Raw genomic sequence first — 15,337 nt, forward strand, 5'->3', positions numbered from 1 at the left:
GACGTTCGCCTCACTTCTCAGGATTCGGAGTGCGGTCTGCGCTCGGCCAGGACCTTCTCCAGTTCGGCCTTGTCGAGCGTTTGGGTATTGCCGCGCGCCGCGCTGACCGTGTGATCCTTGTTGACGACCCGGTTGGGATGGTAGCTGCTGACGATATGCTGCAGGCAGTCCACAACACCCTCGTCGTTATGCTCGGCGCAGTGGTGCAGTTCCTGCAGCTCGTCATAAAAGACACCCAGATCAATCTGCATGGGCGGTGCAATGAAGATCTTGTCGTGCGCGGTCTTGCTCATCTTGTCCTGCTCGGAATCCAGCATCAGTTCCTCATACAGCTTCTCGCCGGGGCGCAGGCCGGTGACCTTGATTTCCATATTGACGTTGGGCTCATAACCGTAGAACCGGATCAGGCGGGTGGCCAGGTCCATGATCTTGACAGGCTCCCCCATATCCAGCACATAGATGCTGCCGCTCTGGGCCAGGCCGCCGGCCTGCAGAACCAGCTGGGCGGCCTCGGGGATCGTCATGAAATAGCGCACGATGTCCGGATGGGTAATCGTGACGGGGCCGCCGTTCTTGATCTGCTCTTCAAACAGCGGAATCACACTGCCATGGCTGCCCAGCACGTTGCCGAACCGGACGGCCATACATTTCATGGTGGTATTCTTGGCAAAGGTCTGGATCAGCATTTCGCAGATCCGCTTGGTGCAGCCCATGACATTGGTGGGATTGACCGCCTTGTCGGTGGACAGCTGGACGAACCGTTCGACGCCGTGTTCGGCGGCGCTCGTCAGCAGGTTCTTGGTGCCGAAGACGTTGTTCTTGACCGCCTCGGCGGGGCTGACCTCCATCAGCGGCACATGCTTGTGCGCCGCGGCATGGAAGACCACCGAGGGATGATAGGTCTCAAAGACTTCATCCAGACGCTTGATGTCCCGGATGGAACCGATCAGCGTCACGATGGGCACTTCGGGACCGTATTTGTTGCGCAGTTCCATCTCCAGCTCGTAGGCGCAGTTTTCGTAGATGTCAAAAATCAGCAGCTGACGCGGACGGTACCGCATGATCTGCCGGCAGAGTTCCGAGCCGATGGAACCGCCGCCGCCCGTAACCAGCACCACCTTGTCGTGCAGGTACTCCGAAATCTGCACATTGTTGAGCTGGACCTCATCGCGGGAGAGGAAGTCCGAGGTATTGAGTTCACGCAGGCCCGCTACAACGGGCTTGCCGCTGGCATCCACGGCCTGCGGGTCGGAGAGCATCCGGACGCGGCAGTGGGTGGAGTTGCAGAGGTTGATGACCTCCCGCAGGCGATCGCCCTTGAGGGTCGTGATGGCAATGATGATTTCGACGATATGATATTTGCGGACCAGCTCGGGAATATCCGAGATGGTACCGCGCACCGGCACACCCTGAACACGCAGGCCCTTTTTGGTCAGGTCATCGTCCACGATGACAACCGGGTTGCCGAAGCTGGAATTCTTGCTCTTGCAGAGGTTGACCGCCCAGGCACCGGCATTGCCGGCACCGACGATGAGCAGCGGAGTGGCATCGCGCGGGGCCGTGTGAGTGCGGATCTTGAGCTGATGATCCTTGCGCATCCGCAAAGCCGTCCTGACAAACCGCCAGAGGAACCGCACACCGCCGATGGCCGCCGTGTTGAAGACGGCACCGATGATGAGCACCGTGCCGCTGATCGGCCGGGCGCGGAAAAGCAGATCAAACAGCAGGATGAAGCCTGTTGCCAGACCGGACAAACAGGTCAGGCGTGCCAGATCCCGCATGCCGGCATATTCCCACATGATCTCGTACAGTCCGCCGAACCAGAAGACGACCATATAGATCACGAGCACATACGGCAGCATGGGTGCCATCGCGCGGATGACCTCGGCGCGCACCGCGTCGACCGGGCCGATCGTATCGGTGCCGTCAAAGCGCAGCAGAATGGCGAGGTAATAGCAAAGCACAATCAGACCGCAGTCCAGCAGCATCAGCAGAATACGCCGCGGCAGGCCCTTGATGATTTGTCGGTTTTCCTGTTTCATTTGAGTTCTTCCCTGTTTTCCGTCGGCGGTATGGCAGACTTCGCCCCCGGCCGATCTCATGATGATTCTTATTATAACACAAATCTGCTCCGTTTGTCCCCCGTTCGGCGGGGCAAGCGGAGCAAATAGTGCACAAATTGCACCGGTAATTTTTGGCAGTCAAAGGCCGCCGCTGATTATTCCACCGTGACGCTCTTGGCCAGGTTGCGCGGCTTATCAACGTCCAGGCCCTTGGCACAGCTCACATAGTAGGCCAGCAGCTGGAGCGGAATGACCGACAGGCTGGTGGCAAAGTGCGGGTCCGTCTTGGGCACATAGACGGTGAAGTTGGCGGTATCCTCAATGCTGTAGTTGCCGTACGTCGTCAGGCCCATGATGAACGCACCGCGGCTCTTGGCTTCCACGAGGTTGGAGACCATCTTTTCGTACAGCGCGGGCTGGGTCAGGATGCCGACGACCAGCATATTCTTTTCTACCAGCGAGATGGGGCCGTGCTTCATCTCCCCTGCCGCAAAAGCCTCGGAGTGGATATAGCTGATCTCCTTGAACTTCAGGCTGCCTTCGAGAGCAACCGCATAGTCCAGGCCGCGGCCGATGAAAAACGCGTCCTTGGCGGAGGCATACTTGGACGCAAACCACTGGATCCGCTCCTTGTCGGTCAGCGTCTTTTCGATCTTTTCGGGCAGGGCCTGGAGTTCCGCCACCAGCGAGGAATAGGCCTCCTCTTCGAGGCAGCCGCGGACCCGGGCAAACTCCACCGCCAGCAGATAGCAGGCAGCCAGCTGGGTACTGTATGCCTTGGTAGTGGCCACCGCGATCTCGGGGCCGGCCCAGGTATACAGGGTTGCGTCGGCTTCGCGGGCAATGCTGGACCCCACGACGTTGACAATGCCGACCGTCGGGATGCCCCGTTCACGGCACTCCCGCAGAGCGGCCAGGCTGTCCGCCGTCTCACCGCTCTGGCTGATCACAATGGCCAGGGAGTTGGGTTCCAGCACCGGGTCACGGTAGCGGAATTCGCTGGCCACATCCACCTCGACCGGCAGGCGGGCCAGGCTCTCAAAGACATAGCGGGCCGCCACGCCGACATGGTAGGCGGAGCCGCAGCCGATGATGTAGAGGCGGTGGATCGAGCGAATGGCTTCCTCATCCATTCCGAGTTCGCTGAGATCGATGCGGCCGTCCTTGATCCGCGGGCTGAGCGTGTCACGGACCGCGGCGGGCTGTTCATGGATTTCCTTCATCATGAAATGCTCATAGCCGCCCTTTTCGGCTGCCTCGGCATCCCACTCGATGGTGGAGTATTCCTTCTCGACGGGTTCCTTGTCGATGTTGTAGAACTCGATGGAATCGGCGGTCAGGCGTGCAATTTCCAGATTGTCAATGTAATAGACGGTGCGGGTGTAGCGCAGCAGGGCGGGTACATCGGAGGCAATCAGCGTGCCGTTTTCCGCCTTGCCGACGATCAGCGGGCTGTCCTTGCGCACGGCATAGATCACACCGGGATGGTCTGCGAACAGAATTCCCAGGGCATAGGAGCCGCGGACATGGAGCATCATCCGGGTGATGGCATCCAGACAATCCCCCGCCGAAACACCGGTATAGTAGTAGTCCAGCAGCTGGGCAACTACCTCGGTATCGGTCTGGGAGACAAACTCAAAGCCGCGGGCCACCAGACGATCCTTGAGCTCCTGGTAGTTTTCAATGATGCCGTTGTGCACCACCGCGATTTTCTGGTCGCGGCTGTAATGAGGATGGGCATTGACAACACTAGGTTCCCCGTGGGTGGCCCAGCGGGTATGACCGATGCCGGTGTTGCCCTTGACGGCATTTCCGCCGTCCGTCATCTCGCTGAGAACGCGAAGCCGTCCCTTGGCTTTGACGACCTCAATTTTTCCGGCCTCACTCTGCACGGCAATGCCGGCGGAGTCATAACCGCGATACTCCAGCTTGGACAAACCGTCCAGCAGAATCGGCGCTGCCTGCGCATCTCCGGTAAATCCAACAATTCCACACATGGCGTTTTCCTCCATTGTCCGAGTGCTCGGTACGGGCAAGCGGCGGTCGCCGCGAATCTTTCCCGTTTTCAAGTATATGCTTTTTCAGAGAATTCGTCTACCCCTGCGGTGTAAAAAATACCGCTGTCTGTTCCCCCGCCGTACCTTTTCCGGGATCTCGGTGCAGAAAATCATCGTTTCATCGCGATTCTCGTCCGAACCTCTGTCTTCATTCCGGCACATATTCCCAGCAAAAAGTTCCGGCGGGATGCAAAAAAGCAGACGGCCGCAATGGCGGCAGCCGTCTGCACTGCATTTCCGAACGGACGCCCGCAAAAAGGCGCACCGTGCTTTCAGCTTTTATAAGAATAACACGAAATCCTCGATTGTACAAGTATCTTTCACGCGGGCGTTCCCTGTCCCAGCCGGCAGACAGGCCAGCCGAGGAGAGCGGCGGCGTGTTCATCGTGGGTAACAAGGATGGCATCCCGCGTGCCGGCCAGTTCGGCGGTCAGGGCGGCTGCCTGTTCCACAAGTTCGGAATCCATGCCGGTGAACGGTTCATCCAGAAGAAGTGTCCGGGCGGGGCGGCAGAGCAGGGCCCGGAGCAGCGCCACCCGGCGCTTCTGTCCGCCCGAAAGCCGGGCGGAAGGCAAAGACAGTTCTGCCTGTGTGAAGCCGAGTTCCATCAGCCGGCTGCGGATGGTTTGCCGGTCCGTCCCCCCGCCGGTCAGAAAGACATTGTCCTCCGCCGTGAGCTGGGGGCAAAGGCGGTTTTCCTGAAACACGGCGCCGATGCGCTCCACTCCGCGGATCGTCCCGGCGTCAGCCGTTTCGAGTCCCATCAGAATCCGCAGCAGCGTGGTCTTTCCGCATCCCGACGGTCCCATCAACACCATGGGGCCCTGGACCGTCAGCTCAAAACGGTGCAGCACGGTCTTGTCGCCGAACCGTTTTTCCAGGTTCCGGATTTCAATCATGCCGTCACCTCCCCGCACAAGCGCCGTTTGAGGGTCCGCAGCAGCGCGGCCGCCAGAGCGGAAAGCGCCGCCGAAAGCAGAATAATGACCAGTGTCCAGGCAAAAACTTCGGGGGTGGACAGCGTGATCTTGGCGCGGTACAGGGCATCCCCCACGCTGTGATCCGGCAGGCCGATGACCTCGGCCGATACGCCGCTCTTCCAGCACATTCCCATGGCGGCAATGCAGCTTTCACAGAAAGACGGAAACACCCCGGGCAGCCAGATATACCGCAGCCTCTTGCCCAGCGGCAGGCGGTAGACCCGGGCCATCTCCAGCAGGTCGCGGTCGGTGTCGGCGATGCCGCCGAGTGTCCCGGCATAAATGACCGGAAGGACATGGGTAAAGCTGACGACGATGGAAAGGTTCCTGCCACTGACCCAAAGCAGCGCTAGAATCACAAAACTGGCCACCGGCATGGCCCGGATCATCTGCATGACAGGTCCGATCAGCACACCGACGCCGTGCCAGCGTGCCCCGGCCGCCCCCAGCAGCAGACCGCAGACCACTGCCAACACAAAACCGGCCAGAATCCGCAGAGCGCTGAAGGCGATTCTTCCCCAGAAAGCCGAAGTGGGCAGCAAGGCCCAGAGTGTCCGGAGCGTCTGAACCGGAGTTGCCAAAAACAGGCCGTTATGGCCGATCCAAACGGCAAGACCCTGCCAGACCACCACCCAGAAGGCGACGGCTAACAGGGTTTGCCATAACGGTGTTCTGTTTTTGGAGCGCCGCTCAGCCGGCATAATAGAAATCATCCGCCGGCAGTGCTCCGCCCACGCTGGCGGGGTCCGCATCGTACAGGACCTGGAAGTAGGTCTGCAGATCGGCCTTCATCTCGTCGCCGGTCTCAAAGACGATATTGCACTCGGGCAGGGCCTTCTGCGCCAGGGCCGCCTTGCCAACAATGCCATACTGTTCGCACAGGGCGGCGGTGCCTTCCAGGTCGGTGTTGGCCGCCTCGACGCTGTCGCTGTAGCCCTGCAGGAATTCCGCAAACGCCTCGGGGTTCTTTTCAACGGCATCCTTACGGACTGCCAGCACGCCGGTGACGAGCTTGGAGCCGGCCACCTTTTCCCATTCCTCGTTCATATCCAGCGCCACGCGCAGGTCGGACATCTGGGACAGGGCCGTGGTCACAAACGGCTGCGGAAGCATGGCGATCGTGCCGGCGCCGGCCTGCAGCTGGGACAGCGCCTCCGTGGCCTCGCTGAAATACTCAATGGTCACATCGGAGTCGGGGTCCAGACCGTTCTGGGTCAGCACATACCGCAGCACATACTCCGGCGTGGTGCCCTTGCCGGTGGTCAGGATCGTCTGGCCCTTGAGGTCGGCAATGCTGTTGACGGAAGTGCCGTTTTCGAGGATATACAGCACGCCCAGCGTGTTGATGCAGGCCACTTCGATCTCACCGCCGGTCTTCTGGTACAGCGTAGCCGCCAGGTTGGCCGGAACGGCTGCCGCATCCAGTTCCCCCTTGACCAGCAGCGGGCTGATCTCATCGGCGGCGCCGTACATCGTGAAGGTATATCCTTCCGGGTTGCCGGACATCAGGTTGACAAGGCCCATCGTCGTGGGGCCCTTGAGGCCGGCCACACGCAGCGTTTCAGCTGCCGTTTCCGCCGTGGACGAAGCCGCTTCCTCGACGGTTGCCGCCGAAGAGGCAGGTGCCTGTTCTTCCGTCGAAGAAGAGGACGTCGCGCCGCAGGCCGCCAGCGACACGCAGAGAGCTGCCGCCGTGACAGCTGCCAGAATCTTTTTGAACATAGTCTTTTCCTCCCAAACTACTACATCACGGCAAAAGCCCGGTTGCCCGGGCTCTGCTTGCTTTTGCGCAACAACTATACTATAATATGGATGATTTGTCTGTTGCCCCGGCAACGGTTTTGGAGGTTCAAAATGAATTTGAAGCCCTACTACGATGTTCTTCGTTCCACGCCGCTTCTGCGCGGGATGCGTGACGACGAGCTGGATGTGCTGCTTCCCTGCTTCAATCCGCGGATGCGCCATTATGCCAAGGACGAGATCCTGCTGATGGCCGGTTATGAAACCCGGGAGATCGGCATCCTGCTGGAGGGGAGCATCACGGCCCTGAAAAACACGCCCGACGGGGCAAGTGTGGCCATCACCCATATGGGCGTCGGCGGGCTGTTCGGCGATGTGCTGTCGGGGTCCAGTCAGAAAAGCCCCGTCACCGTGATGGCCAACGAGCCGTGTCTGGCCATCTATCTGCCCTACGAAAAAATCATCCGTCCCTGTCCCAGTCTTCACGCCGCCCATCTGCAGCTCATGCAGAACCTGGTGCTGACGATCAGCGACAAATATTTTGCGCTGGATCGCCGGGTTGAATTGCTGATCTGCAAGAGTCTGCGGGCGCGCATCAGCATCTGGCTGCTGGACGAGGCCGAGCGTACCGGGCAGGATACCTTCACCACACCGCTGACCCGTGCCGGGCTGGCAGAATACCTGAACTGTGACCGCAGTGCGCTGAGCCGGGAGCTGAGCCGGATGCAGCAGGACGGGCTGGTGGAACTGTGGCGGAACAGTTTTAAAATTCTGGATAAGGAACGCCTGCGCATGGCGACGAGAGGAGATTATCAATGAGCCGTCAAGTCTGGAAGGGGTCCACCCTGTTAAATCCCGAGCCGCCCGTCCTGGTCAGCTGCGGACCGGTCGATCATCCCAATCTGATCACGGTGGGCTGGTGCGGAACCATCTGCACCCAGCCTTCGATGCTGTCCATCAGTGTCCGTCCTGAGCGATTCAGTCATCACCTGATCCGTGAGAGCGGTGAGTTTGTCGTCAACCTGCCCACCGAACAGCTGGTGCGGGCTGTGGACTGGTGCGGCGTCAAAAGCGGCCGGGACGTGGACAAGTTCGCCGCCATGCATCTGACCGCCGTACCGGCCGCCAAGGTCGGCACCGTCCTGGTGGAGGAGAGTCCCGTCAATCTGGAATGCCGCGTCACCCAGGTTCTCCCGCTGGGCAGCCACGACCTGTTCCTGGCAGAGGTGGTCGCGGTGGATGTGGACGAGCGGCTGCTCGACGAAAACGGCCGGCTCTGTCTGAATCGCGCCAGGCTGATCGTCTACTCGCACGGCGAGTACCTGGCATTGGGCCGCCGGCTGGGAACCTTCGGATACAGTGTGCGCAAAAAGCCCCGGCGGACAAAATAAGCCGCAACGGAATTGACAAACAACGGCGCCTTCCCTCGGCAGAAATGCCAAGGGAAGGCGCCGTTGTTCTGTCATAAAAAACCGCTGTGCGGACAGGCCGCACAGCGGTTCGGAAGGGGCGAATTACTTCTTCTGGACGTACTTGAGGCAGTCGAGCATAACGGCAACCAGAATGATGATGCCGGAGAAGACGAACTGGAGGTTCGTGTCGATGCCGAGGGTCGTCAGAGAGTAAGTCAGAGCGGTGAAGATGAAGACGCCGACCACAACGCCGGAGATCTTACCGATACCGCCGGTGAACGAGATACCGCCGACGACGCAGGCCGCGATGGCGTCCATTTCCCAGCCCTGGCCGTAAGCGGCGGAGCCGGAACCGACCATGCGGATACATTCAAGCCAGGAGCCGAAGCCGTACAGGATACCGGCCAGGATGAAGGCGCCGACCGTGACACGGAAGACCGAGATACCGGAGACGGCAGCCGCTTCGGGGTTGCCGCCGACGGCAAACAGGTTCTTGCCGAAGGTGGTCTTGTTCCAGATGAACCAGACGATGGCGACCGCGGCAACCGCCCACAGAATGATGGTCGGGAAGCCGTTGATCTTGGGGATGATCATGCTGGGGATGGTGCCTTCGATAGCACCGAAGGACACGCCCTTGGTGGAGTAGGTAACCAGACCGAAGATGACCAGCATGTTCGCCATGGTGGAAATGAAGGGGTGCATCTTGAACTTTGCCGTGAAGAAGCCGGCGATCGTGGTGAAGATCGTGCACAGGATAATGCAGACGATCAGTGCCATAATGACACGGACAATGACCGGCAGGCCGGTGAAGTCAAAGATATGTCCGAACACCGAGCCGGTGTTCTTGCCCTGGTGCATGATGATGGTGGCAACGGTCATGCCCATACCGACCATACGGCCGATGGACAGGTCGGTGCCGGCCAGCAGGATCAGACCCGCAACGCCGAGGGCCAGGAACATTCTGGGCGAGGCCTGCTGCAGGATGTTCAGGATGTTGTTGACCGTGAGCAGCTGCACGTTCTTGACGATCGGGGTGATGATGCACAGCACAATGAAGATGACGATGATGGCAATGTACAGACCGTTGCGCAGCAGGAAGTCGCGGCGGTTGAACGTGTACTTGTAGTTTTCCCATCTCTGGGCCATCGTCTCCCCAAAGGTGAATTTGGACATGCGGAGCAGGTCGATGAGGTGATAGCGATGATCAAAGGCCGCATGCTGGCGGTCCTTGATGGCCTGCAAATCCTTGTCCAGCTGCATCTTGGCGTCAAACAGCCGGTTCTTGTGGACGTACTTTTCGTCCTTGATCTCATGCGGGTCGCTGAGCTTGGACAGCGTGGCCTGATGCTCTTTCTGCAGACGGTCCACGGTCTCGCGGTACTTCTGCTGGGCAACAACCTTTTCCGCCTTGCAGCTTTCCAGCACGGGCTGATAATACTCGCTGTTGTAATGTGCGTTCAGGTAGGCTTCCGCCTCGGCGATCAGCTTGGCAATCGCGTCCTTGTTCTTGGCCTCAACTGCCTTTGCCTTCTCCAGTTCGGTCTTGAGCTGGGCAGCCCGGTCCGCCTTTTCCTGCTGGGTATAGATGCGGTCGCGCTTGAGGTTATCCAGACTGTTCTGGATCTCAATGACCCTGTCGGTACCGTCCACGCGCAGGGCGTTGACCTTTTCCTGAATCTGGCCGACATGATCATCGATCGGCTGGAGAAGCTCGGCTTCCCGGTCAGCCGTCATAATTTTCGTGTTTTGTGTCACCATAAGTAATTTCCCCCACTACAGGTATTTTGCACTGAGTCTCAGAAGCTCTTCCTGGTTGGTATCTTTGGTATTGACGATACCGGAGAGATGCCCGTTGGACATGACGCCGATACGGTTGGTGATACCCAGGATCTCAGGCATTTCGGAAGAAACAACGATGATCGTCTTTCCCTGCTTTGCCATGTTGATGATCAGCTCATAGATCTCATACTTTGCGCCGACGTCGATACCGCGCGTCGGTTCGTCCATCATGAAGACCTGCGGTTCACGTTCGAGCCATTTGCCGAAGATGACCTTCTGCTGGTTGCCGCCGGAAAGGCTCGAAATCATGTCGTCCGGACCCATGCACTTGGTGTGCATGATCTTGATCTCCTTGTTTGTGGCCTTTACCATCTTGGGGTTGGAGAGCGCCATGCCGGACTTGTACTGGTTCAGGTTTGCGATTGTCGTATTGAACGTCAGATCGCACTTGAGGAACAGACCGTTGGCTTTGCGCTCCTCGGTGATCATGGCAAAGCCGTGCTCGATCGCTTCCTTGGCGTTGTTGAAGTTCATCAGACGGTTCTTGAAATAAACACGTCCGGCCGCACGGGTGCGGACGCCGAAGATCGTCTCGAGCAGTTCGGTACGGCCGGCACCGACCAGACCGTACAGACCGAAGATCTCGCCTTCGCGGACATCGAAGGAGATGTCCTGCAGATGGGGCGCATACTTCGTGGAAAGGTGCTGCACCGACAGGATCGGTTCACCGGGGGTGTTGTCCACCGGCGGGAAGCGGCTTTCCAGCGAGCGGCCGACCATCGCGGAGATCAGCTCGTTCATGTTCGTATCTTTGGTATCTTTGGTCATGACCAGTTTGCCGTCGCGGAGCACCGAGATCTGATCGCAGATCTCGAAGATCTCGTCCATCTTATGAGAGATGTAGATCAGCGCAATGCCCTGCTCCTTGAGCATTCTCATCATTTCAAAGAGCTTTTCGACTTCCTGCACGGTCAGGGAGGAGGTCGGTTCGTCCAGCACGATGACCTGTGAATTGTAGGAAATTGCTTTGGCAATCTCGCACATCTGCCGCTGAGAGACAGACATATTCCGCATCGGCTGGGTCAGGTTTACGGTCATTCCGAGTTTGCGGAACAACTCGGAAGCCTTCTTCTTCATTCGGGTCTCGTCAACAACGCCGACGGAATTGACCGGATAGCGACCAAGGAACAGGTTGTCGATGACGTTTCTTTCCAGACACTGGTTCAGCTCCTGGTGGACCATGGCGATCCCGTTTTCCAGAGCGTCCTTCGGACCGGAGAAGCTGATCTCTTTGCCGTTGAGGTAGATCTTGCCCTCGTCCTTCTGGTAAGTGCCGAAAAGACATTTCATCATCGTCGACTTACCGGCGCCGTTCTCGCCCATAAGTCCCATGACAGTTCCGCGCTTCACGTCCAGATTGATATGGTCAAGCACCCGGTTGCGGCCGAACGACTTGCTCATACCACGTATTGACAAGACGATATCGTCTTTCGCATCTGCCATTCTAGTTACTCCCGTATTGCAAATTAACAGAGTTTCAGCCAAAGAACTGACCCTGCCACTTTTTCATCAAAAAATCGCTATTAGGGAGCGCTGGCTCCCTAATAGCTGATGGGTAAATTACCTGTTGGCGGACCGGTGGTCCGCCGTCTGGCGGTACCGCCGCTTACTGGCTCAGCAGAGCAGTGTAAGAAGCCGCGTTGTCAGTCTTCACCATGTTGATGGCGAAAGCATCGTACTGGCTGGGGTTGCTCAGACGGTTGGTGATGTTGGCCTCGGTCTGGCCGTCGCCGCCGATGTAGTCAACCTTGAGGTTCAGCAGATCGTCGTAGTTCTGCAGCAGGGGCTGATAAGTAGCGCTCAGGAAGTTATCGGCCGCGTTGTAGATGTCGAGCCAGACGGTCTTGGTGGGATGCGCGGTGGCGTCGAGCTGGTTGGAAACGGGCGCATAGACCTTGGTGGAGTCGGTGAAATCCTGATAGTTGTCAGCGGTGACAGCGACGTTCAGAGCGTAGTAGGAGCGCTCGTCGGCGTTGTACTTGTAGACATCGTCGGTCAGGACGTTGCCGGCGTCATCGGGAGTACCGATACCGGTGTCGATGTCGACGCCGTCAAGGGCGTTGCGGATCACACGCAGGGTCAGGTAAGCCTGAACGTCGGCGTGCTGGCTGATGGTGCCGCCGTAGCCTTCTGCGATGGCAGCCACAGCGTCAGCGTTGGCGTCGTAGCCGAAGGTGGGAACGCCTTCCGCCTTGGACCAGGAGTTGAACATCAGCATGCCCATGCCGTCGTTGTTGGAGACAACCACGTCGATGGAATCGCCGAAGGAAGCGGACCAGGTGCTGATGGCGTTGCCGGCAGTGGCGGCATCCCAGGTGGCACCAGCGGAGTTCTTCATTTCCTGAGAAGCAAGCTCACGGACGATGTAGCTCTTGCCGTTAATTTCCAGCGTGCCGTCCTGAACGGCGGTGGCGGTGCCGTCGGTGTTGGTGCCGACAGGCTCGCTGTTGATGGCGCCGTCAACCTCAACGGCGGTGCCCAGAGCAGCGCGGACGCCGCGGGTACGGGCGATGGAGTCGTTGTGGCCGATATCACCGATGGCCAGAACGTAACCGATGATGCCGTCCTGGTTGCGGTCGATGGTATCAATGTTCTTCTCGATGTAGTCCTTGACCATCTGGCCCTGCAGCTCAGCACCCTGGTTGGCGTCGAAGCCGACGTAGTAGGTGTTGTCGTTGAAGGTCAGGGCGGTCATATCCAGCTCGCCGGTGGAGCTGTTGGAGGGCTGACGGTTGAACCAGACAAGCGGCTTATCCTTGTTGGCGACTTCTGCAGCAGCGGTGGTATCTGCGGACTCGGAAGCGGTGTCAGCGGTGCCGGTAGAGGTGGTGGAAGCTGCGCTGGAAGAGTCAGAAGACCCACAGGCAGCCAGCGAGAGGGCCATGGCAGCAGCCACGGTCAGGGCAAGTGCTTTTTTCATGTTTTTTCCTCCGATTTATTTCTGTGAGCGCGAAGCAGTGGATGCGCTCAGCTTTGACTTAAGTTTAGTCTAAATCACAATTTTTTTCAATGTGAAGAATCACTGAAAATCTCTGCCGCCTTTTGTCCTTTTCGACGGAATCATTACATTACAGTTACATTTTTATATAGGTTTCACATAATTGACTGTTGAAAAAAGCACTTGAATCGTCGTTTTATTCGATTTCCGGCAAAAAATCAGCCCTTCTGGGAGGATTTCCGGAAGGGCTGATGCGCAAGATTTCTGAAGGATACGACAACAAAATGAAAAATATTTTCTTCATTTTGAAAATTCGGCAGAATCTGTTTTTCCCTCTGCCTTGAGGCGTTCGGCCTTGAGACGCATCCGTTCGCGCTGGGAAGCCTCGAGCTTTTTGTATCGCGCATAAGTCTCGGGGCGCAGGGATTCCACGCAGCGGGCAAAGTTCCAATGCAGGCCGTCACGGCGGTTGAGCTTGAACCGGACGAACCAGGAACCATGGTCCGGGCAGACCGCCTCGGTATAGTAGCCGGTGTTGCCGCGCTTGAGCCAGATGTCATTGAGCTGCAGCTCGGCGCCACAGAACGGGCAGCCGACCCGGCAGAGCTCCGGGTCCTTTTTGTAGGCATCGTGGTCCAGCTTGTCGAAGAACGTCCGGACATCATAGGTCTCGGAATCGAGGCCGCCCAGAAGGGCGGTGCGGATCTGCTCTTCGGGCGTGGGATAGTCCGCCAGTCCCTGTGCCAGCGGCAGGCGGCGGCAGATCTTGGTGGTATACAGGGCATCTTCCAGCGCGTTGTGGAAGTCGCCGTCCTTGGGGATTCCCAGCCGTTCCACCACGCTCTCGAGCGTCAGGCTCTCCCCTTCTCTGCGCGGGAAGCTCTTGAGATAGATCTGCTGCAGGTCATACCAGCGCCGGGGCCAGGATTCATCGAGGTGATAGAGGAAAAGGTTCTGCTTGAGCACCGGTACATCGTCAAGGCCCCATTCGGCAAACTCGGCATCGGGTCCGGCCCATTCCACAAAGCGGCGCAGGCCCTCGGCAATGGGTACGCCGGCCTCGAGATCTCCCTGCGACAGGCCGGTCACCTGCGCAATCCGCCAGTGCAGTTTGCGGAACAACCGAGGGCGGAGGGTCATTTCAAAGGTATCCAGCACATCGCCGGATTCGTCCACCCGTACCGCTCCGATCTGGATGATCTCCCCGCGCAGCGGGATCTCGGCGCCGTGATAGTTGAAGGTGCGGGTGGCGGCGCCCATATTCCACTCCAGGTCAAATACAATCAGATTCACTGCGGGTCCTCCGTGTCTTGTTCGAGAATAAACTTTTCGACCGCCAGGCCGACACCGTCATGTTCATTGTCGGCGGTCACATAGTCGGCGGCCGCCTTGACGGGCGGCACCGCGTTGCCCATTGCAACGCCCAGGCCCGCAAACTGGATCATCGGCAGATCATTCCAGCCGTCCCCGCAGGCCATGAGGTTTTCACGTCCGAGGCCCAGCGTTTTAAGCAGCAATGCCAGAGAGGCGGATTTCTCGACGCCGAGCGGCATCGTCTCAATGAAGAAGGGCGCCGAGCGATAAATCGAGAGCTTGCCCGCAAATTCCTGCTGCATCAGTTCTTCGACGTGCGGCATATCCACCGGGTCGCCGGTCAGGAGCAGTTTGTTGATGGTCCAGTGAATTTCGGCGGGAAGGTCCGGAACTTCCCGGACCGGGATCTTGTTGATGCGCGCTTCCTCGGCAACATAGGGGCTGGAAGCGTTCTCGGTGACAATGCCGTTGCTGTCATAGGTCAGTGGTACGACATTCCAGTACCGTGCAAAGGTGCAGACCGTCCCGATCAGATCAGGCGGAAAGGCATGCTGTACCAGCGTCTGGCCGGTCTTGCAGTCAATGATCTTGCCGCCGTTATAGCTCAGGATACAGCCGCCGCGGCGGTCCAGTTCCAGTTCCTTTGCCAGCGGCTGGATACCCACGGTGGGGCGTCCGCTGGCCAGTACAATCCGCACGCCGCGGTCCGCTGCTGCCAGCAGGGCCGCCTTGGTGCGCGGCGTGATGACCTTGGCTTCGTTGGTGAGGGTGCCGTCCAGGTCCAGCGCCAATACTTGATATTGCATAACGATTCCCCTGTTTCGTATATTTCCTTTTATTGTACCCGAATACGGACAAATTCGCAAGTTTTTTGTCGGATTAGTCTGATCTAACGTATTGACATTGTTTTTGGGCTATGGTAGGATAGCTGTGACATAAGGGAGTAGTCGGCACGGGCGTTCCGTGCAGTTCTGCCAACATAATGGGGGTTCCC

The 15,337-nt window shown here is 58.5% G+C and carries 12 protein-coding genes; 2 read left to right on the forward strand and 10 right to left on the reverse strand.

Annotated features, from left to right (window positions below; translation table 11 throughout):
* Positions 1-17: 17 nt before the first annotated feature.
* The 5 genes from U0L91_RS09475 to U0L91_RS09495 form a co-directional block, all read right to left on the reverse strand.
* Positions 18-2,042, reverse strand: a complete 2,025-nt coding sequence (locus U0L91_RS09475; protein ID WP_330046395.1) for a polysaccharide biosynthesis protein — start codon at positions 2,040-2,042, stop codon at positions 18-20.
* A 176-nt stretch (positions 2,043-2,218) separates the two neighbouring features.
* The gene (gene glmS / locus U0L91_RS09480) at positions 2,219-4,060 is read right to left on the reverse strand and encodes a glutamine--fructose-6-phosphate transaminase (isomerizing) (RefSeq protein ID WP_330046397.1); all 1,842 of its coding nucleotides are present in this window, start codon (positions 4,058-4,060) and stop codon (positions 2,219-2,221) included.
* A 380-nt stretch (positions 4,061-4,440) separates the two neighbouring features.
* Complete coding sequence (locus U0L91_RS09485) at positions 4,441-5,019, reverse strand: ATP-binding cassette domain-containing protein (RefSeq protein ID WP_330046399.1); 579 nt, start codon at positions 5,017-5,019, stop codon at positions 4,441-4,443.
* The gene (locus U0L91_RS09490) at positions 5,016-5,681 is read right to left on the reverse strand and encodes an ABC transporter permease (RefSeq protein ID WP_330046402.1); all 666 of its coding nucleotides are present in this window, start codon (positions 5,679-5,681) and stop codon (positions 5,016-5,018) included. Before U0L91_RS09490 ends, U0L91_RS09485 begins: the two co-directional genes overlap by 4 nt.
* Before the next feature lie 109 nt (positions 5,682-5,790).
* Complete coding sequence (locus U0L91_RS09495) at positions 5,791-6,822, reverse strand: ABC transporter substrate-binding protein (RefSeq protein WP_330046404.1); 1,032 nt, start codon at positions 6,820-6,822, stop codon at positions 5,791-5,793.
* A 132-nt stretch (positions 6,823-6,954) separates the two neighbouring features.
* Between U0L91_RS09495 and U0L91_RS09500 the strand changes: the two genes are divergently transcribed.
* Entirely contained in the window at positions 6,955-7,659 is a 705-nt protein-coding gene (locus U0L91_RS09500; RefSeq protein ID WP_330046405.1) for a Crp/Fnr family transcriptional regulator, read from the forward strand.
* Entirely contained in the window at positions 7,656-8,231 is a 576-nt protein-coding gene (locus tag U0L91_RS09505) for a flavin reductase family protein (protein WP_330046407.1), read from the forward strand. The genes U0L91_RS09500 and U0L91_RS09505 overlap by 4 nt, the downstream gene beginning before the upstream one ends.
* Before the next feature lie 123 nt (positions 8,232-8,354).
* Here the strand turns inward: U0L91_RS09505 and U0L91_RS09510 are convergent, their stop codons facing one another.
* The 5 genes from U0L91_RS09510 to U0L91_RS09530 all read right to left on the reverse strand — a co-directional run bounded on the left by U0L91_RS09510 (position 8,355) and on the right by U0L91_RS09530 (position 15,149).
* A complete protein-coding gene (locus U0L91_RS09510; protein ID WP_330046409.1) occupies positions 8,355-10,010 on the reverse strand; it encodes an ABC transporter permease subunit in 1,656 nt (551 codons plus the stop codon).
* 15 nt (positions 10,011-10,025) lie between these two features.
* Positions 10,026-11,534: a sugar ABC transporter ATP-binding protein gene (locus U0L91_RS09515; RefSeq protein WP_330046411.1), complete on the reverse strand. Its 1,509-nt coding sequence runs from the start codon at positions 11,532-11,534 to the stop codon at positions 10,026-10,028.
* Positions 11,535-11,697: 163 nt separating this feature from the next.
* Positions 11,698-13,011, reverse strand: a complete 1,314-nt coding sequence (locus U0L91_RS09520; protein ID WP_330046413.1) for a substrate-binding domain-containing protein — start codon at positions 13,009-13,011, stop codon at positions 11,698-11,700.
* A gap of 318 nt (positions 13,012-13,329) precedes the next feature.
* Positions 13,330-14,322 carry a 3'-5' exonuclease gene (locus U0L91_RS09525; protein ID WP_330046415.1) on the reverse strand — a complete coding sequence of 331 codons (993 nt, stop codon included), beginning with the start codon at positions 14,320-14,322 and terminating at the stop codon, positions 13,330-13,332.
* Positions 14,319-15,149: a Cof-type HAD-IIB family hydrolase gene (locus tag U0L91_RS09530; protein ID WP_330046417.1), complete on the reverse strand. Its 831-nt coding sequence runs from the start codon at positions 15,147-15,149 to the stop codon at positions 14,319-14,321. The genes U0L91_RS09525 and U0L91_RS09530 overlap by 4 nt, the downstream gene beginning before the upstream one ends.
* Positions 15,150-15,337 lie beyond the last annotated feature (188 nt).

Source organism: Gemmiger sp. (assembly GCF_036306485.1).
In the GTDB taxonomy this organism is placed as follows: Bacteria; Bacillota; Clostridia; order Oscillospirales; family Ruminococcaceae; genus Gemmiger.